This is a genomic window from Chryseobacterium piperi (assembly GCF_002285635.2).
Taxonomy (GTDB): Bacteria; Bacteroidota; Bacteroidia; order Flavobacteriales; family Weeksellaceae; genus Chryseobacterium; species Chryseobacterium piperi.
On the sequence record NZ_CP023049.2, the window covers coordinates 2,859,608 to 2,880,187 of the forward strand.

At 34.4% G+C, this 20,580-nt stretch carries 12 protein-coding genes; 2 read left to right on the top strand and 10 right to left on the bottom strand.

From position 1 onward, the window contains the following. The first annotated feature begins 103 nt into the window (after positions 1-103). On the top strand, positions 104-1,078 hold the full coding sequence (locus CJF12_RS12495; RefSeq protein WP_034680370.1) for a helix-turn-helix domain-containing protein: 975 nt from the start codon (positions 104-106) through the stop codon (positions 1,076-1,078). 565 nt (positions 1,079-1,643) lie between these two features. Continuing rightward, on the top strand, positions 1,644-2,048 hold the full coding sequence (locus tag CJF12_RS12500; protein WP_034680373.1) for a type II 3-dehydroquinate dehydratase: 405 nt from the start codon (positions 1,644-1,646) through the stop codon (positions 2,046-2,048). Positions 2,049-2,105: 57 nt separating this feature from the next. Here the strand turns inward: CJF12_RS12500 and pckA are convergent, their stop codons facing one another. The 10 genes from pckA to CJF12_RS12550 all read right to left on the bottom strand — a co-directional run bounded on the left by pckA (position 2,106) and on the right by CJF12_RS12550 (position 20,577). After that, entirely contained in the window at positions 2,106-3,722 is a 1,617-nt protein-coding gene (pckA, locus tag CJF12_RS12505; RefSeq protein ID WP_034680374.1) for a phosphoenolpyruvate carboxykinase (ATP), read from the bottom strand. Between the two features lie 127 nt (positions 3,723-3,849). Further along, positions 3,850-4,755 (bottom strand): GYDIA family GHMP kinase, encoded by a 906-nt coding sequence (locus tag CJF12_RS12510; RefSeq protein WP_034680378.1) that lies wholly within the window; start codon positions 4,753-4,755, stop codon positions 3,850-3,852. A gap of 9 nt (positions 4,756-4,764) precedes the next feature. Further along, on the bottom strand, positions 4,765-5,640 hold the full coding sequence (fabD, locus tag CJF12_RS12515; RefSeq protein ID WP_034680381.1) for an ACP S-malonyltransferase: 876 nt from the start codon (positions 5,638-5,640) through the stop codon (positions 4,765-4,767). A gap of 72 nt (positions 5,641-5,712) precedes the next feature. Further along, a complete protein-coding gene (locus CJF12_RS12520) occupies positions 5,713-7,653 on the bottom strand; it encodes a LysM peptidoglycan-binding domain-containing protein (RefSeq protein WP_051887130.1) in 1,941 nt (646 codons plus the stop codon). Between the two features lie 38 nt (positions 7,654-7,691). Further along, entirely contained in the window at positions 7,692-9,278 is a 1,587-nt protein-coding gene (gene bshC / locus CJF12_RS12525; protein WP_034680385.1) for a bacillithiol biosynthesis cysteine-adding enzyme BshC, read from the bottom strand. A 14-nt stretch (positions 9,279-9,292) separates the two neighbouring features. Then, positions 9,293-11,230: a putative porin gene (locus tag CJF12_RS12530; protein WP_034680389.1), complete on the bottom strand. Its 1,938-nt coding sequence runs from the start codon at positions 11,228-11,230 to the stop codon at positions 9,293-9,295. Positions 11,231-11,320: 90 nt separating this feature from the next. Beyond that, on the bottom strand, positions 11,321-12,892 hold the full coding sequence (locus CJF12_RS12535; protein ID WP_165569107.1) for a RagB/SusD family nutrient uptake outer membrane protein: 1,572 nt from the start codon (positions 12,890-12,892) through the stop codon (positions 11,321-11,323). Positions 12,893-12,902: 10 nt separating this feature from the next. Beyond that, a complete protein-coding gene (locus CJF12_RS12540; protein ID WP_157759857.1) occupies positions 12,903-15,767 on the bottom strand; it encodes a SusC/RagA family TonB-linked outer membrane protein in 2,865 nt (954 codons plus the stop codon). 337 nt (positions 15,768-16,104) lie between these two features. Next, positions 16,105-17,709: a RagB/SusD family nutrient uptake outer membrane protein gene (locus tag CJF12_RS12545; protein WP_034680395.1), complete on the bottom strand. Its 1,605-nt coding sequence runs from the start codon at positions 17,707-17,709 to the stop codon at positions 16,105-16,107. Between the two features lie 12 nt (positions 17,710-17,721). Next, positions 17,722-20,577, bottom strand: a complete 2,856-nt coding sequence (locus tag CJF12_RS12550) for a SusC/RagA family TonB-linked outer membrane protein (RefSeq protein WP_034680397.1) — start codon at positions 20,575-20,577, stop codon at positions 17,722-17,724. Positions 20,578-20,580: the final 3 nt, after the last annotated feature.

Below are 20,580 nucleotides of genomic sequence, written 5' to 3' on the forward strand. Positions count from 1 at the left end.
TGACTTACAATCAGTATACAACTGTAAAACAGATAATTAAATAAGTGAATTACCAAAAATCAATTATTTAACCTGTCTAAAACAATTTAAACAGCTGCATTGAATGCAAAAAAAAGAACAAATAAAAAAATTAAAGCTAGAGTTGATGGATAGATATGTTGCTATCATGACTTTCATATTAGCTGCTTATGTTATCATCTTTACATTTTTGACTCCAGACAAAATAATGTCATGGTATATAGCACTCGGTTTAATTCTTTTAGGTGGTCCTTATTTATTTACGCGAAAAAGATTTTCACCTGATTTCCTTGTACACTTCTTTCTAATTTCTGTTCCTATATATAGCTTTTATATTATACTAGCCTTTTGGGAAAACTCTGTAGCATGTTTTTCTATATTGCTACCCATTCCATTAGGTGCTTATATATTCTTTTCTAAAAAAGAAGTCTTATTATACACATTGTATGTTGTATTGACCATCATTACCATTAGCATAGTAGCCAACAATTTCAATTTCAATTTTCCTAAGCATACACAAGAAGAGATTAAATTTAATGATACGCTTCTCTTTATTTCAAATATTTCAATTGTCTTTTTATTGATTTATTATAAAGATAAAATTAAAAGACCGGAAGCATTAGACCACCCTACCCCACCAGATTCCCTTGTATTGTCCAAAAATGAAAATGTAAGTAAGGTGGTCATCAAAACAACACCTGATCCTATAGATGCTGAGGCCTTTGAAAAGTTATTTGAAAAAATAGAAACGATAATGAGCCAGGACATGCTTTTTAAAGATCCTAAGTTTAATCTTTCAAGACTAAGTGTAGTTTTAGAGGTTAACAGTTCTTATATTTCCAAAGCTATCCGCTATAAAGGGTATCCAAACTTCAATACCTTTCTTAATAATTATAGGATTAATTATGTGAAAAAATTATTCACAGAAATTGATTTCCAAAAAGCTACCTTAATGTACATTTATACTGAATCCGGCTTTTCAAATCAATCAACATTTAACAGAGTCTTTAAACAAATCGAAGGAATAACCCCGTCAGAATATATTCAACAGAATCTATAATTCATAACAATTTATATGAATTATATGCAGGTCTGTAAAAGACGGATTTCTGTCTGTTTATCAATTGAACAATTTTGAAATCCTAACACTATTCGATATATTGACCGATAAACAAGCACTGAATGAAAGAGGTGCTATTAAAATATTTACTTCTTAAATAGCCTCCCCTTCTTCTTCATTGCCGGATATTCCAAAAATTGTGTTTTTTTAGGCCTCAATTCAGAATTTACTAGAATCTGTTTTTCTTTTTTAAAGTCCTATTGCAAAGTTATTCTTTACAATTTCAGAAAAAAATTAATCATAAATGAGAATCTAGAAAATGGCTTACAATTAGTATACAACTGTCAAACAGCTAATTAAATGATTGATTTTTGATAATTCATTTATTTAACCCATTAAAACAATTTAAATAACCACATTGAATGCAAAAAGAAAAACAAATAACATTCTCTTTCCGTTCCATCAATATTTAACAGAAATCTCCATACGAAATGTATTCGTCAGAATCTATAATTTATAGCAGTAATAGTCTAAAGAAATATTTATCTTTGAGTAAATATTTTCTATGAAAGTTTTGATTATAAATGGGCCTAATCTTAATCTCTTAGGTACCAGGGAACCTGAAATTTACGGTTCTATATCGATGGAAGAGTATTTAGAAAAATTAAAATCTGAATTTCCTTCTTATGAATTGGGGTATTATCAATCTAATATTGAAGGTGAATTGATTAATAGGTTACAAGAAGATAATTTTGATGCTGTAGTAATTAACCCGGGAGCCTTTACACATTATTCTTATGCAATCGCTGACTGCTTAAAAAACATTCAGAAACCTAAAATAGAAGTGCACATCAGCAATATCTACAAAAGAGAAGAATTTCGCCAGAAGTCTGTGACAGCTACTTATACAGATGCAGTACTATCAGGGTTTGGATTACAAGGATACAGATTAGCATTGCTCAGTTTTTAAATTACAATTGATATACACATAAGAAAAGCCTCATCAATGATGAGGCTTTTTTTATCTTTATATTGTTTGTTCTTGTAGTTGAGGACCTGAAGGAATTAGTTTTTTCCCTTCCTCAGTATTACAATACTGTTCAAAGTTTTTGATGTATCTTGAAGCTAAATCTTTAGCTTTTTCTTCCCATTCAGAAACTTCATTATAGGTATTTCTAGGATCTAAAATCCCTTCAGAAACATTCGGTAATGAAGTTGGAATTTCTAAATTCATGATCGGAACTTTTGTTTTAGGAGCCTTTTCTATTGATCCATCAATGATGGCATCGATAATTGCTCTTGTATCCTTCAAAGAAATTCTTTTTCCGGTACCATTCCAACCTGTATTCACTAAATAAGCTTTAGCACCGTGTTCTTTCATTTTACCAATTAATGTTTTTGAATACATTGTTGGATGTAATGTAAGGAAAGCTTCACCAAATGCTGGCGAGAATGATGGTTGAGGAGAAGTAATTCCTCTTTCAGTTCCTGCCAATTTAGAAGTATATCCACATAAGAAATGGTATTGAGCCTGATTTTCATCTAAAATAGAAACCGGAGGCAATACGCCGAAGGCATCCGCAGAAAGATAAACAATCTTCTTAGCATGTCCTGCTTTTGAAGGCAAAACAATTTTATTAATATGATAGATTGGATAAGAAACTCTGGTATTTTCAGTGATAGATCCGTCTGTATAATCAGCAATTCCATCATTCACAACAACATTTTCAAGAAGTGCATCTCTTTTTATTGCTCTGAAGATATCTGGTTCTTTTTCTTCTGATAAATCAATTACTTTAGCGTAACATCCTCCTTCATAGTTGAATACCCCGTTATGGTCCCAACCGTGCTCGTCATCACCAATAAGATATCTTTTCGGATCTGCAGACAATGTTGTTTTTCCTGTTCCGGAAAGGCCGAAGAATAGAGCAACATCTCCTTCTTCACCCACGTTAGCAGAACAGTGCATTGATGCCATACCTTTCAATGGAAGGTAGTAATTCATCATTGCAAACATTCCTTTTTTCATTTCTCCTCCATACCAGGTACCACCAATAATTTGCAATTTCTCAGTAAGATTAAACATTACAAAATTTTCAGAATGCAATCCTTGTGCTTCCCAATTTGGATTCGTCGTTTTAGAACCATTCACTACAGTGAAATCTGGTTCTCCAAAGTGTTCCAGCTCGTAATGAGATGGACGGATGAACATATTAGTAACGAAATGCGCCTGCCATGCAACTTCTACAATGAATCTTACTTTAAGTCTGGTATCTGCATTTGTCCCACAAAAAGCATCTACAACATAAATTTTCTTAGAAGAAGAAAGTTGGTCTAGCACTAATTCTTTACAAGACTGGAAGATTTCCGGTGTCGTAGGTAGGTTTACTTTACCATCCCAGAAAATTGTGTCTCTTGTAACATCATCCTGAACTATATACCTGTCTTTAGGAGAACGGCCAGTAAAAATTCCCGTTTTTACTGATACTGCACCTGATTCTGTAAGTTCAGCTCTCTCAAAACCCTGATTTTCAGGAGAAACTTCGGCTTGATATAATTCTTCGTAAGAAGGATTATAAATTACTTCATAGTTTCCTTTAATCCCTAATTTTTGTAAATCCTGGATGATTTTAGCGTGTTTCATTTTACTTATATTTTCTATTTCTTTATTTAGTCCAACAAAATTAAATATTAATTAATTGTTAAAGGTGATTAAATATAATGATATAAGTCAGAATGACAAAGAAAAATGAAGAGTTGTAAATTACTGTTTATGAATTAATTATATCATCCCATTCGAAAATAGTAGTAAAACCTTTTCCCCAAAAATAGTCCCTAAAGCCCCTGAATTTGGTACTCATCACAAAATCTCCACCCCAGGCACCCAAACTTTTTACAAAAACTGGACAGTCAGTGAAAATTTTTTCCTTAACTGTAGGAATTTCTAAAAAATCAGAGATTTTTTGTTCATGAAAGGTCATTAATTGCGAAAAATTATCCAATTCATTACATAATAAAATTTTTCTTGTAAGATTCGAAAACTCTTCTATAAGATATGGAGACTTTATTTTTGACTTGTACAGACTTATCGCTTCTCTACTGTTTTGCTTTTGGTTTAAATGGATAAAAATCAATTCATTTTTGAATTCAGGATTAAAATTTATCTTTTCATACTGAATTTCCGGTTTGCTTTGATAGAGAATTGCTGACTTTTCTTTTGCGACAGCAATATCATACCCACTTCCTCCTAAACTGATATTATTTAAATGAAAAGGATCTATTCCAGACCATTCCGCCAGATTATTCATCAAGGTAGAACTACTGCCAAGTCCATAGTCGGCAGGAAACTGAAGATTTGTTTTTAAATGATATGAAGAAGAGGATTTGAATCTGGTCTCCGAAAGGGACTGAACGTTTTTTAAAGTTTTTAAAATAAATTCAGCACTTGCCTGGATATTGGTTTCCAAAATTTGCCAGTGATGATAGTCAATGACAGCCTTCAGCCATAATTGATTTTGATGATAGGCTTCCCAGTAAACCAGAGATCGCCCATCTTTTGATTCTTCAAAGAAAAACTCTTGTCCCAGCCTGGTAGATACCGCTAAGACAAGAGCTCCATCGATAGCGAAATATTCTGAAGTAAGCATCAGCTTTCCCGGTGAAAATATCTCGCCCATATTTTTTTATTAGATTGCAGAAGCTACAGCTACAGAACTATCAATTTTTTTGATTAATCCTTGTAATGTTTTTCCAGGTCCAACTTCTACGAAATTGGAAGCTCCATCTTTGATCATATTCTGAACAGATTGTGTCCATTTTACAGGACCTGTCAACTGTGCAATCAGATTTTTCTTAATTTCATCTGGATTGGTAACCGCTGTTGTTGTAATATTCTGGTAAACCGGAATAGTTGCTTTTCGGAATTTAGTAACCTCAATAGCCGCTGCCAGTTTCTCTTGTGCCGGCTGCATCAAAGGCGAATGAAATGCTCCATTAACCGGTAACAATAAAGCTCTTTTAGCTCCAGCTTCTTTTAGTTTTACGCAAGCTTCTTCTACAGCTGCTGTTTCTCCGGAAATCACTAATTGCCCAGGGCAGTTATAGTTTGCCGGAACTACAATTCCGTTGATTTGAGCACAAATCTCTTCAACCTTAGCATCTTCAAGACCTAAAATTGCTGCCATTGAGCTTGGATTGGCATCACAAGCTTCTTGCATTGCTTTGGCTCTTTCGGATACTAACTTCAGCCCATCATCGAAAGATAAAACACCGTTAGCCACCAATGCTGAAAATTCTCCTAAAGAGTGCCCTGCAACCATTTCAGCTCCAAGACCATTTACTGCTTTCAAAGCAGCCACTGAATGTATAAAAATAGAAGGTTGGGTAACCTCTGTTTTCTTAAGATCATCATCCGTCCCATTAAACATAAGGGACAAAATATCAAAACCTAAAATTTCATTGGCAGATTCCATCAAATCCTTTATGTCTTTTCGAGAATCATATAATTCTTTTCCCATCCCAACGAATTGAGAACCCTGCCCAGGAAATACAAGTGCTTTCATGTATTAATTTAAAATATTATGCAAATATAAGTATAATGATAAGATATTCTTTGGTTCAGCCAGTCCCTAATTCTAAGGGACTAGTCTGATTACGCGGTACCCTGTATTAACATAGGCACCGTTTGCTTTAGATTTTACAAATTCAAATTTCGTAGCAAGTTGAGTCTGCACTTTATTCATCTGCTTAAAGATCTCCCCTCTTCGGTTTTCTCTTGTCAACATATCGTTAACTACATCAAACCCAATAATTGCATATTTTGGAGGAGTCTTACAGTACTTACTTTTATAAGCCGCTAAAATTTCTTTTTCAAAGCTTCCATCAGTATTTATCTTTCTATCCATCAGATAAACTAAACTTGCCTGACTAAGGTCATCCACTTTTTTCTCAAAACTTGGGGCATAGTACATACTGAACGCTTTAATACCCTGTACTTCTTTTGACAATGCAATAACCTTATTTGAAAAAGCATCTCCTGCAGCAGCGTCACCACTTGCTAAAATTGCAATCACAGGTGCAGACTGACCGGTCATCAGATTTTCATCAGATTTGATATCTGCAGGTGAATTAACAATAATTATATTCGGATTTTTAACTGCTTTCTCAAGACTGTTCTTAATGTAATTGGCATTTTCTTTCTTGCTATCCGCAACAATATAAATCTTTTGATCTGAATATACCGCTTTTACTTCGTCTACAATTTTATCTGCATATGCCTGATCATTGGTTTCAATGATGACCAGATTACTGTAGTTATATAGTTCCGGAGAATTGGCAAATGGTGCCACAACCGGAATTTTCTGAGCTTTTGTAAAGTCTAAAACATCAATAACGTTAGACTTAAAGAATGGACCAATGATAAGGTCCGTATTATTAGGGTTGATTTGAGTCAATGAGTTTCTAAATGAAGCTTCATTTCCTGAGTCAACAATTTTAATATCTAGTTTTTGTCCATTTCTGGCATTTCTTTCAACAGCTAATTTTGCTCCTGTAAGGAAATCCATTGCCATTGATCTATATTGAGTCTCATTAGTGCTATATCCAAAAGGAAGCATCAATACAACACTTAACGCATCACCACTTTTCTTCACATAAGCAGGATCCAGTTTTTTGATTTTTAAAACCATTCCTGTTTTTAAACCATGTGACAAATCCGGGTTCAAAGCAATTAAGTCATCAATAGAAATTCCATATCGGTTAACAATAGAGAAAACCGTATCTCCTTGTTGTACAGTATACGTTACATATTCATCAGTCGCTTCATTAGCCCCATTTGATGAACTTACAGAAGATTTTTCATTTCCGGAATCCATCTTCGTTTTAGAATTAACCTGCTCTGTCACCACAGCAGATCCCATCTTCTTAACTTTTATAGACTCACCAGGTTTTAATCCTTTTTCTTCCAATCCAGGATTTAAAGCAAAAAGCTCCTGCTGGCTGATTCCGAATTGTTTTGCAATTCTGTAATAATTATCTTTCGGCTGTATGGTATAGTTTTCCGCGTTTTCTGTAACAGTAGACTTCGTGGATACTTCAGCCGGCACTTCAGTTGGCTTTGTAGCAATTACTTGTTGCTGATCTCCACCATATTTTTTAATGCTATCAAGAGGCAACGTAATTTCATCTCCGATTTTCATATTCGAATCCAGTTCAGGATTAAGCTTTCTTAAATCGGTTTCAGAAATACGGTATTGTTTTGTGATGCCATAAATAGTTTGTTTAGGCTGCAAAACAATTTTTCCAACTTGTGCGTTTGATTTAGCTTTTTCTATAATAGCTGCTTTGGAAACTGAAGTAGTTGCAGTCGTTTTATCAGATTTCACAGTTAAAACATCTCCAATTGCCAACTTCCCATCTTTAAACTTTGGATTGAGTTTCAGCAATTCATCTACAGTCATGCCGTATTTTCTAGCAATATTATACGGATTGTCACCTTTTATTACGGTGTGCGATTGCTGAGCGGAAACACCCAAAATCATACATAAACTGGATAGAATAAAAAACCTCTTTATCATAGTCGATAATTATAATTTACAAAAATACTCCTTTAAAATTAAATGGCAACAATTATTAATTTTGATTCTTGAACCACCATCTCTTCTAAACAAGTTTCAAGCCATGAATATCCATAATCTGCAAAGAATACGCTAAAATTATAAACCCTTTCCTGCCAGGTTTTAGAAGGGTGTACTTCTAAAAACAATTTTTCTAATCTTTCAAGCAATTCACTTTGTTTTATTTTTTCTGCATGCAACAGACGTTTTTTCATTCTTTTAAAAGATTTAAGCTGTCTTACTTCTTCAGCTTTAACCATATTTCCAAAAGATTTCTCTGTCGTTTCAGCGATCGTCTGCAGCTCCGAAAAATTGTTTATTAAAAGCTGCTCTTTCTCTTCAAGCAGTCTAAGAATAGTGTGATCTTCTAAAATCTTACTATTGGTGATGCTGGTAAAGTTTTTAAAGAAATCTTCAATTTTTAAATGAAGCTTCTCCATCTTCCTCATTGTCTTTTCTTTTAAAAAGAGCATAGAGTTCCTTGGTATTAAAATAGGAAAAGGAATATTAATTTTTGAAAAATAATCTTTAAGCTCCAGCCAATACATAATCTCAGCATTTCCTCCAATATAAGCCAGATTAGGCAATACCTTTTCCTGATAAACCGGACGCATTAAAGCATTAGGACTAAACTTTTCAGGAGCATTTTCCAATTCATTTAAAATTTCCTCCTTAGTAAATTGAATTGGTGTATCTACAATAGTATACTTCGTTCCGTCAAACTCTATTCTGTCTCTCGTCTCCGAAAGATAGAACAGGTTAATCTCACGAGGGTTCACCTGCACTTTACCGTATTTTTCTGTAAGAAAATCTACTTTTTCTTTGGATACCTTGAATAATTCGGAGTGAAGCAATTCCTCTTTAAAAATATCTTTTACCTGATTCTTTAATTCTTTAGAATCCCCGTCAATAATTAATAACCCAAAATTGGAAAAGAGTCTGTTGACTAAGATTTTAATGGCTTCCGTAAGAGTATTTCCAAGCTTGTATGCTTCTTTTAGCATCAGGATAAGCTCCGTCCCAAAAACAGAATCCTTAAACTCCCGCTCAAATTCAGATATGAAAAAAGTATCAGTTACAGGTATTCTTCCAACAGGGCCGCCCGACTTTTCATTGATCTCATAATAATTGCATTCAGTTTTAAAATGATTAATTTCCGCAAAATCATGATCTTCTGAAGCCATCCAATATACCGGAACAAAATTAAAATCAGGAAAATTGGATTTTAAATAAGAGCAGGTTTTAATTGTCTGTAAAATTTTATAAACAAAAAAAACAGGTCCGGAAAACAAATTCAACTGATGCCCAGTTGTAATTGTAAATGTATCCGGAAGCTTTAAATTATTTAAGTTTTCTTTTTGTTTTGTTGACAATACGAGACCTGAAAGCTGATGTTCAAATGCCTCAAAGAGAACAGTTCTTTGTTCTGATGTAAAAGACTCCTGTTTTAAGTGAATCTGTTTTGTAAAATGATCTAAAGAAAATGTATTTTCTTCAAAACCCTCAATTTTATGATCTAAAAAATCTTTGATCAACTGAGGGATACTTTCTATATCGTTAAATGATATTTTATTAATTGTTTTCAACTGTCATTACGCTTTTAGTTGAACAAATACCAAACAATTCCAAGATTCAGTCTAAAGTCATAAACCGGATAGTGTGGAAAAGCATAGGCTTTATTTGATGAAATAAGAGTCCCTATCTGCTGTCCTTCAATAAAGAAGAACATTTTTTTCACTTTCATATTAATATAAATATCGGCAATAGGCTGTCCACCGATTGAAAATGAATTGGCATTAGGTAATATATATTCGTTAAGAATCGGGAAATATTCTCTGGAAGCAAATTTCGAGAAATAATATACTTTTAACCCCGCCTGTATTTCAGCTGCATTTTTAAATGCTTTGGTCTGATAAAAGAAGTTAGCTCTACCAATAAAACCAGGCATTGGATACAATTCTTTATTCGTCAATGCATTCTGAAACTGCACTCTCGTATTTAAATGATATTTTCCAAAGCTGAACGTTGCATCACCTCCTATCTGAGAAATATTCAATGAGCTTTGGCTTTGTCTAGGCATTGCCGCAGCATCTAAATAAGTATAATTATCAATTCTGAAATAGTTTACAAATAATTCGGTCTTAAACCATTTTAAATTGATATTCCCACCAATTTCAGTAATAGACTGATTTTTGGCATCCCCAAGGTAATAATTAAAATTATTGTATACCGATGTATTTAAAATGTAATTAAATGATGGATAAGCACTTTGAAAGTTTACTTTAGCATTCACAAAATAATCTTTAATCGGCTCGAACTTTAAATTATTGGTTGTTTTTATATAACTTCCAAACTGGCTCCCATTTGAAAATTCAAGAAATGAGTTTAGCTGGATCTTATTTAAAAGTTTTACCTGGAGATTTCCTACTGCCCCTATCCTGTTCTCTTTAATTTCATTAGGAATTGCTAAAATAGGTAAGTTAATTTGTGTCGCTCCAAATTTTATCATCTGATAGCGCACACCAACATCTAGTTTGAATTTTTCATTATCCCAGACCAGACTTACGGTATTGCTTAAATTATTGGAGTACTTTTTGGTTGAAAGGGGAAAGTTACCCACAATTTCAGCAGGTGAATCAAACCAATAATTCTCTAAACCTCCCTGAGCATAAAAATATTTATTTCCTTGATTAGAAATTGTATGACGTATTCTAAAAGGAAATTTTTCTGAATTGAATGGAGTAAACTGATGGCTTAAATAATACCTCCTATACGCAAACTGCGAGCTTGATCCTGCAAGATTCACCTGCATATTTTGCCTGTTTCTGGAGTTGCTGTCTCCGTTTTGAAAAAGACTATCAACTGCTATCCCTCCATTTTCCTGATTGTTTACATTTTGATGCAGGTAGTGGGCAAATAATTCGTAATTTCCACTTTTACTGACATAATGCCCGGAGAATAAAGTATTATTATTAGCGGCCAATGAATTTCTGTAAAGGCCTTGTGAACGAAGTCCCATATATTCTAAAGCAAAATTAAATCTCTTCCCAATATTTTGGGTATAGGTCGATTTTAGCGCAGCACCATTTCTCATTGAATTATGATAAACGAATGTCGCTGTCGGTGTTTTTACATCATAATACTTAATATCATCAATCCCCAGAATTCCGTAGGATTTATTAGAAGGAAGTAAAGATAAATTTTGTTCTGCATTGACTTCGTAAGAAAGAGGATTAAATCCTGCTCCTATATTCGGAAGCTGGGCTCTCCCAAAATTATCCCTGTTATTATATTGCGTGAAGACATAAGTCTTATCAACAGTCATGACCGTATCAAATATCTTTTTCTCAGAAAATTGAGTCTGATACAAATAGTCATTGATTGTAGGCTTAAATATCTTTAAAGAATCTTTTTTCCCTGAGTCGATCACTAATGTATCTTCCGGTTTTTTCTCAAGCGTATTAGCGTCCGTTTTATTAACTACCTGTGCTTTAGAAAGACTACCAAAGAAAAGGATTATAAGAAATATGTATTTCATTATCTGATTTTGTGAGACAAAAATAAGAAATAAAAGGAAATAAAAAGCCCTGCTTCGAGCAGGGCTTTTAGATTATATTTTTATGGATAATTAATATCCGGGGTTTTGCTGAATGACTTTATTTACATTAATTTCATCCTGAGGAATTGGAAGTGTCCACTTATAGCTACTCATCGGAAGGTTGGAAGGGTTACCCGCCGGATAGTTTGCAGAACTGGAAGAATAATCAGCAGGATCCCGATCAATTCCAACTCCAGCCAAAGTACCAAGTCTTTTCAAATCGATGTACCTGTATCCCTCATATGCAAACTCAATTCTTCTTTGCTTAAGAATTTCTCTCCAGGCTTGTGTCGCATTTGTAAATGCAGGCACCATCTGAGGAGTTGAAAAACGAGCATCCAACAAAGTCTTGACAGCTAAAGCCGCTCCTGCTAAATCTCCTGCTGCCGTTCTGGCTTCTGCTTTAATCATATACATTTCTGACAATCTCATTACTTTGATGTCATTATTAAAACCATTATTAGCAGTAGTTGCAGCAGTTTGAGTTCCTGATTCTACCCCGCCGTGCTTGTTGATAATTAATCGATCACTATTTCTGTAATCCGGGGAAGTTGCATAATTTGGATCTACAACTGATGACGGAGCAATAATAACATTTGCTCGAACATCAGGCAAGGTTCTTATTAAAGAATCCCGTAAATTATTGGGATTTAATAAATTATGTAAGGATCGACCCACTTCATAAAAAGGAGAACCTGCCAAATTGGGTCTTATGGAGCACCATCCATTATGAAGATTATTGGCCTGAGAATTTTGATTATTTGTTCTTTTAAATTTAAAAATCACCTCAGAGTTTTCGGGTTGCGTATCGTTAAAAAATAGTTTTCGGTACTCATCTTGAGTCGCTAAAGTAAGCCCCGAGCTTGTGATTACCGTATCAGCCCAAATCTCAGCATTCGTATAGTCTCCCTTATAAGCAAAAGCTCTTGCTTTTAATCCTCTTGCAAAGTTGATATTGGCATAAATATTTACAAAAGCAATACTATTATTTGTAAATATAGAAATCGCATTGTTTAAATCTTCGTGAATAAATGAATAAAACTCACCATTCGTTGCTCTTGGATTTTGCTTTTCTTCTAACAAAAATACCCGATTGGCTAAAACAGCAGCAGGTGCATTCTCATCTTTAAGGTTCGTAGAAAAATATGACATCAACTTTAAATGACAATATGCCCTCACCGTTAATGCCTGAGCCTTCAAGTTAGCAATTCTCCTTGCATCTGTAGTATTTACCGGAGTAATTTTATCTACATATGAAAGAACTCTATTAATCCTTGCAAGTGCAAAATAAGTTTCATTCCATAGCCTTATGGGACTTGATTGTCCGGAATTCATAAAGAAAATATATTCAGTGGTAATGCCCTGACCTCCATTGGCATAACCTATCCCTACTTCATCCGTAAAAACAGATGCGAAAACAGACTCTGTTCTGTCAGTAAGCAACAGATAGGCTGAGTTCATAACCAGACTAATATCATTACTTGTGGTTAATGCTTCTTCTTCCTCTAGAGAGCCTGGTGTATATGGTTCCAACAAATCGTTTCTACAAGAAACTAAAAATAGGCTACTCACTAAAATTACTGCATTTATTATTTTTTTCATTTTTTTATTATTAGAATTTGACATTAACACCTAAGGTGTACGTTCTTGGGGTTGGGTACTGATAGAGATCAGCATTCCTGCTGCTTTCAGGATCAAAACCTCTCCATTTTGTCCATGTGTAAATATTTTCACCTTGTAAGATGATAGAAAGATCTTTGATAAAAGTACCCTGAATAACACTTTTAGGAAGCCTATATCCCAATTGAGCATTTCTCAATCTTACATATGATGCATTGACCAGGAATCGATCTGAATTAACATCAGCCGCTAGATTGGCTGCATTCAGCGCCGGCACATCCGTATTTCTGTTATTGGGAGTCCAGGCATTCAGCAAATCTCTTGATACATTGAATGTTCCTAAATTTGAAGGATCCATAGCATTAGCTAAATCATCATCAAATCTCGATACATTGGAAACAAATGTAAAGGTTGTACTAAGAAAGAACCCTTTCCAATCAAAATCAAATCCGAACCCTCCTTGGTATTTTGGAAAATAATTATATTTCGCCAGTTTTCTATCGGCATCAGTAGGGTTTTCAGTAGGATTTCCATTAATATCTTCAAATAAAAGATTTCCGTTTTCAGGATTTACACCCAGGTAACGATATACATAAGGCAAATAAGGCAAACTTCCATTTTGAGAACGGTAAATTGGGTTAGCTCTATCATTTAGCCTTGTATCTATTAATCCCAGCGGATAATTATCAAATGTTTGTTCGTTCATTGCAGCATTAGCCCTTACTGTTAAAGTAATATTCTCATTTTTTAGGATATCAAAAGCTAAATTAAGTTCTAATCCCTTGTTGAGCATAGTAGCATCTGTGTTTCGGATTATAGACCGAACGCCTAAAATCGGTGCAGTTGGATCTGGCATAAATAAATCAATCGTTTTTTTATTGTAATAATCAAAAGATCCCCTAAACCGTCTCTTATACAATTCCCAATCCAATCCAATATTATAGGTTTTAGTCGTCTCCCATCTTAATTGAGGATCTCCGAACGAAATATTATAAGTTTGTGAACCATTATAAGTACTGCTAGCTGCTGAAGGGATTGAATATATATCGGTATATCTTGGTGGATTTAACCCTGCGAAAACAGTTCCCTCAACAATCCTCTGATTTCCAACTGTTCCAATAGACCCCCTGATCTTTAATTCATTAATAAATGAAACATTTTTCAGAAAATTCTCTTCACTTATATTCCATCTTCCCCCTAGAGACCAGAATGTTCCCCATTGCAAATCCCCAATAAACCTGCTTGTTCCATCTCTTCTTACCGTAGCAACAAACCCATACTTCTTTTTGTAATCATAATCAAAATTCCCAAAATAAGAAATCAGATTATATCTAATCTGTCCTGAAGAAATTATAGGAACATAAAAATCATTAGTAGACATATCGCCAACATAGCCTGAACCTGAACCTGGAACAAATGTTTTTGGATTGAGTCCTCTTTGCCTCATATTATCAGTCTGTAAATTGGCAAAATTATACTCTAAATTTCCTGATACATTGAAAGTATGATTTCCAAATACTTTAGAATAATCTAAACCTACCAAATTATTATATGTAAATTCTCTTCTATTATTAATATCCTCAAACCCTGTAAATTCTTGACCAGATGCCTGAAATAATAAAGCGTTAAAAGAGTTTGGAAACTCAGATTGGGTGAACCTTGTACTTAATAGTTGAGCATTGACTCTCATTTTAGCGGTAAGGTCTTTCACTATTTTATAAGAAACTTCCGATGTAAAATCCAGCCTTGTCTCATCAGTTAAATTATAATATTGGGTTAATTTATCTACCAACATTAAAGGCGTATACAGCAAAGTCCCGTTAGCCTGATATAACTGGTGCAACTGTCGCGAATTCTGATATTGGGAAGGAGAGACATAAGGAGCCCCTAAATAAGCTCCTGTAACGTAATTCCTATTAATGGCTCCAGTTCCCAGGCTAGTTGCTTCATTATTTTTTGAAAAACCAGCTGCAATACCAAGATAATACTTAAACTTATTATTTTCTGATCTTCCGTTAATATTAGATCTCACATTAAACCTTTGCAAACCTGTGGTTTCCAAAAGACCATCTTGATTAAGATAGCCCACAGAAGTATATGAGTTGAAATTTTGACCTCCCGTTTCAACTCCCAATGTATGGCTTGATAAAATAGCAGGTCTAAAGAAGTAATCTACCCAGTTCGTATTAATCCCAAAATTGGCAATAGCATCATCTGACATGGTTGACCCCTGACCAATTCCATATCTCTTTTCTAATGTCAACAACTGCTTGGAATCAGCATAATTATATCTTTGATTTTGTAGAAAGGACACTCCAAGCTGACTTGAATAATTAAAATTTAATCTTCCTGCTCCATATCTTCCTTGCTTGGTTTTAATCACTATAACACCATTGGATCCTCTATTTCCATATTCAGCAATTGAAGTGGCATCTTTAAGCACCTGCATGCTTTCAATATCATTCGGATTTAAAGATCTGAAAGAATCACTATTCGATGGAAAGCCATCAATAACATATAACGGATCTGTATTTGCTCCGTACGTACCTACTCCTCTAATAACTACCTGAGGCCTTGCTCCAGGTTGCCCCGAACTTGCTGTAATATTAACCCCTGCAAGCTGCCCTTGAACAACATTCATGACATTTGCATTGGGCCTGTTTTCTATTGTCTCGCTACTAATAGATGCGGTCGAGGTTACAGCCGTTTTTTTAGTAACCGTTCTGTACCCCTGCACAACAACTTCTTCAATCTTAGCCTCCCTTTGGAGGGTATCATTTTTTGCCCTTTGGGCAAATAGTGTTGAGCCGGTAAAAAATAAAGCTGCAACACTAAACACATGTAGTTTTACATTCATATTAACAATTTTTAGGTTATTTATGAAAATAAATATATTAATAACAATTAACATATACATAATATAAATAACTAAAAACCAATACATTAAATAATTATCTATATCACAATTTCAGAAAAATATAAATATATATACGCTGAAATTGTTAATAAAATATTTAAAAAAATAAAAAATACAATATATAATTACCAAAACTTCGTTAATAAAAAAAACGAGATATTTAGAACCATTCTAAATTAAAGACTCCTTTTAAATCCTAATTATTACCCCTATCTAATTAAACACAAAAAAAAGCCCTGCTTATAGCAGGGCTTCATTATTATATGATTATCGTTAATTAATAACCAGGGTTTTGCTGAGCATTTGGATTTGCAGAAGTCTCCTTAACTGGAATAGGTAAGGTATACTTATAGCTATTATTCGGAAGGTTGGTAACCGGAACCGTATCATCAATAGCATTTCTATCCATAGTTACACCTGCAATTGTCGCAAGTCTTTTCAAGTCGATATAACGGTGACCTTCTAAAGCCAACTCTATTCTACGCTCTTTTAAAATATCAGCGTATGCAAATTGTGCACTTGAATAAGCAGGGGTTGTTGCAGTTCCCGCATAATTTCTTGCAACTCTTACTTTCTGAATTAAATCGTGAGCTACTGAAAGGTTACCCTCAGCAGTTTCAGCCTCAGCTAAGATAAAATACATTTCAGACAATCTGAATACTTTAAGGTCATTTCTTGTAGCCGTACTCGTTTTACCTGGGTATTTATCAATAATTATAGCATCATCTAAAGGATCCTGATTTGGATCTTGGTAGTTCGGATTCGGCTCTGAACTTGGATCTACATAAGTGTATTTTCTTATATCTCCTGGAATATTCTGGAATAAATTATATAAATTTCTTCCCCAAACCCACATTGGCACTCCATTTATATTAGATTGATTCGTATTCCATCTTGATCCAATAGTTTGACCAGCTCCTAATGGAAGTCTGTTAAGTGAGAATATAATTTCACCTCTTGAAGAATCATTCCATAGGTTTCTATACGGGTTAAAAGAAGACGCAGTAGCATAAAATGCAGAATTCCATGCAGCAGATCCAATTGCAGGAGGATTATCACCTGCAGGTTGAGCCGGATTAGCCTCAGTAAGAGCTAAACCTGAGTTATCAATTACATCTTTAGCATATTGTTTTGCCAAAGCATTATTCCCCCTGTATAAATTGAAACGAGCAGAAAGCGCATTTACAAATCCTTTACTTACAGAATACCTTGAAGCAGCAGAAGTATTATATGATAATATTCCTCTTGCATAATCTAAATCAGCATTGATAAAATCATACACATCCTGATTTTTAGACCTTGGTAATTTCGCATCAGTAGCAGGTACATCTTTCAACAAAATAACTCCTAAAGCATTAGCATCTTTCATATTCGTTGAAAAATAAGTTTCCAACTGAACATAACAGAAAGCTCTGATTGCTCTTGCCTGAGCAAGGATACCGTTATACGTTGCCTGTTCTGCAGGAGAAGTTGGCGTCACATTTTTTGCACCTTCCAACAATCTGTTTACTCTATTAATAACTCTATAGTTATTCAACCAGATCCCATCACTTGAACCAGTACTTACTGTACCCCCTCCAACAACAGCCGTAGCTGGATCTAGAAAGTACCTGTGCAATTCAAACTCCTGACCTCCACTTCCAAAACCAGGCTTTACTTCGTCAGTAAATACACCTGTAAAATATATTTCGTCAATTGGATCTAGCTGTCCATAAATAGACCCATTTAAAACTTCATTTAAGTTTGAAACACTTGTATAAACTCCATCCTCCTGTAATTCTCCAGGCTGTGTTATATCAAGCGCATCCTGACAACTGTTCAAAGCAAATCCTGCTACTGATAAAGTTGACACAATTAAAACTGTATTTATAATTCTTTTCATAATTCTTTAATATTAAAAATCAACATTTACCCCCACAGATACTGTCCTAGGGTTAGGATATACATTTAATGAATAGTTAGTAACCGGTTCTGGATCAAATCCTTTCCAATCGCTCCATGTGTATAAATTTTCTGCCTGAACAAATAATTTAATTCCTCTTACAGGCAATTTACCTAACTGCTCTTTCGTAAAGCTATAACCTAAAGAAACATTCTTAAGTCTTATGAAATCTGATTTATATAAAAATCTATCCGAAGATCCATCCAACCCAGCGTTTGCAGCTCTTAATGCAGGAATATCAGTTCCTGTATTTTGTGGCGTCCAAGCATTTAACAAATCCGAAGATACATTAATATTATTAAGCGCATAGTTAGGATTCATCACCCAAGAATACAAGTTGTCATAGATATATCCACCTTGCTGGAATGAGAATAAAGTATCCAAGAACCATCCTTTATGTTGGAAATTAAATCCAAAACCTCCTGTAAACTTAGCATAAGGAGACTTACCTGTCAATCTTCTATCTGCTGATGTTGGAGTTTCTGTTGTATTTCCATTTTTATCAAGGAATAACATATTTCCATTCGCTGAATTTACCCCAACATACTGATACAAGTGATATTGGCTAGCAGGTCCTCCAATTGCATTAACGATGTCATCTGATAAGTCCTCATTACTCATAGAAACAATTTTGTTGGAATTGTATGCTCCGTTAACGAAAATGGATAATTTAGTATTCTCTGTTTTAATAGCGTTATATCGGATTAAACCTTCAACCCCTTTATTGTCAAGAACACCGTCATTACCTCTGATAGAATACGTTCCCGTAACCGCAGATCTTTGCAAATCATTGAACATTCTTGTAGTTCTCTTTTGGTAATAATCCAAACTACCTTCTATTATCCCCTTAAAATTAAAGTCAACTCCTACGTTTGTTTGCTTCACTTGCTCCCATCTTAAATATGGATTTGATAAGTTTACAAAGTTATATCCTAACAAATTCTGATATCCTGAAATACCGGAATATAAATCAAGGAAGTTATTTGGAAGCAAAGCCAATGGGTTTTGGTTATTAAGTGCAATTCCTAAGTTTTGATTACCCGTAGTACCAATCGAAGCTCTTAGCTTAAGTAATCTGAATCCAGAATCAGCCATGAAATCTTCTTTGTCGATATTCCATCTTGCAGCCGCTGACCAGAAAGTTTCCCATCTGTTAGTAGGCAAGAAACGATATGAACCATCTCTTCTTACAACTCCACTTACTCCATACTTATCTTTGTAATCATAATCCAATGTTCCAAAATATGCCAGAGTACCCGCAGTCACTTTTGAAGCACTTACCGTAGGTCTGTAGATATTTGGTGTATCCGGATTAAATGGAATATACCCTGTTCCTGCACCGAATGACCACTGTAAAGGATTCAATCCATTTTGCTGCTGCTGGTTAGTCATTACATGAGCTTTAATATAATCCATGTAAGCTGCTGCTGAAATGGTATGATCTCCAAACGTTTTGTTAAATGTAATATTTGTAATATTATTAAACGTCAAATCTTGAGTAGTAGTAAACTGTTCAAAACCTCCATATTTAGCACCTTGTCCTGTAGCTACAGAAATAGCTAAATAACCTAGCGGAGATCTAGCAAAGATTCTTTCATACTCTTTATATTCAATACCCGTTCTATTTCCAACGCTTAACCAGTCTGTTAGCTTATAATTAACGTTAGCATTAGCAGAAATACTTAGCTCCGTGAACCTGTTTCTAATACCACCGTTGATATTATCCTGAAGAATATAAGCTCTGTTTCCAGCACTATTTTGGCCAATAGCATTAAACAACTGCTGTCCATTAGAATATGGAGAAGGAGCTACATAAGAAGGAGAAAGCACTCCTCCAAACAATGGATTCTGTAATACGTTTCCAGCAATACCGGTATTAGTTTCATCATCTAATTGATTTCTTTTAGAATACCCTAAACCAATAATAGAACCGAACGTTAATTTACCATCTTTAGATTTTCCGTTTAAGTTATTTCTTAGTGTAAATCTTTTAAAATCAGTAGACTTCACAGTCCCTTCACTATCTAAATATCCTAAAGACAAATAGTTATTAATATTTTCCCCTCCACCAGTAATAGCTAAATTATGTTGTTGAGAAATACCAACCTGAGTAAATTGTTTAGTCCAGTCTGTATTTATACCCCAATTATCAATCTGATCTTGTGTCAGGGTATTTCCAAAACCACTCTTCAAGTTCTTTTGAACTTGTAACATCTGTCTTCCGCTAGACATATTATAGTCAGGCTTAGGCATTGTAGAGAACGACGTTAAAGCATCATAAGACACTCTTAATCCAGAATTGAATCTACCTCCTTTTGTTGTAATAACAACAACTCCATTCGCAGCTCTGTTACCATAGATCGCAGTCGCTTGTGCATCTTTCAAAATACTGAAAGTTTCAATATCGTAAGAGTTAAGGTTTCTGAATTGAGAACCAGAAGTGATAACACCATCTACTACATATAATGGGTCTGTAGAACCATTTAATGAGCTCATCCCTCTAATCAAAATATTGAATTTTCCTGAACCAGGAGAACCAGACGCTGAGTTAACAACGATACCTGGAGCAGTACCCTGGATTGAGTTCAAAACAGAAATATTGGGTCTATTCTCCAATGTTTCTGCCCCTACAGTTACTGATGAGGTTGTAGACTTAGCTTTTGTAGAAGTCTTACTATACCCCAAGACTACTACTTCCTCGATTTTAGTTTCTCGATTAGTAGTATCCTTTGTTTTTTTCTGAGCAAACACAGCCTGTCCTGTAAAAAACAAAACACCAGCTGTTAATACACGCAATTTCACATTCATATT

What these genes read in the sequence shown, in the direction of transcription:
- pckA (WP_034680374.1), bottom strand. Translation starts at nt 3,722, where the DNA reads ATGAAACACGCTAAAATCATCCAGGATTTACAAAAATTAGGGATTAAA.
- CJF12_RS12550 (WP_034680397.1), bottom strand. Translation starts at nt 20,577, where the DNA reads ATGAATGTGAAATTGCGTGTATTAACAGCTGGTGTTTTGTTTTTTACA.
- CJF12_RS12545 (WP_034680395.1), bottom strand. Translation starts at nt 17,709, where the DNA reads ATGAAAAGAATTATAAATACAGTTTTAATTGTGTCAACTTTATCAGTA.
- CJF12_RS12540 (WP_157759857.1), bottom strand. Translation starts at nt 15,767, where the DNA reads ATGAATGTAAAACTACATGTGTTTAGTGTTGCAGCTTTATTTTTTACC.
- CJF12_RS12530 (WP_034680389.1), bottom strand. Translation starts at nt 11,230, where the DNA reads ATGAAATACATATTTCTTATAATCCTTTTCTTTGGTAGTCTTTCTAAA.
- CJF12_RS12520 (WP_051887130.1), bottom strand. Translation starts at nt 7,653, where the DNA reads ATGATAAAGAGGTTTTTTATTCTATCCAGTTTATGTATGATTTTGGGT.
- fabD (WP_034680381.1), bottom strand. Translation starts at nt 5,640, where the DNA reads ATGAAAGCACTTGTATTTCCTGGGCAGGGTTCTCAATTCGTTGGGATG.
- CJF12_RS12535 (WP_165569107.1), bottom strand. Translation starts at nt 12,892, where the DNA reads ATGAAAAAAATAATAAATGCAGTAATTTTAGTGAGTAGCCTATTTTTA.
- CJF12_RS12500 (WP_034680373.1), top strand. Translation starts at nt 1,644, where the DNA reads ATGAAAGTTTTGATTATAAATGGGCCTAATCTTAATCTCTTAGGTACC.
- CJF12_RS12510 (WP_034680378.1), bottom strand. Translation starts at nt 4,755, where the DNA reads ATGGGCGAGATATTTTCACCGGGAAAGCTGATGCTTACTTCAGAATAT.
- CJF12_RS12495 (WP_034680370.1), top strand. Translation starts at nt 104, where the DNA reads ATGCAAAAAAAAGAACAAATAAAAAAATTAAAGCTAGAGTTGATGGAT.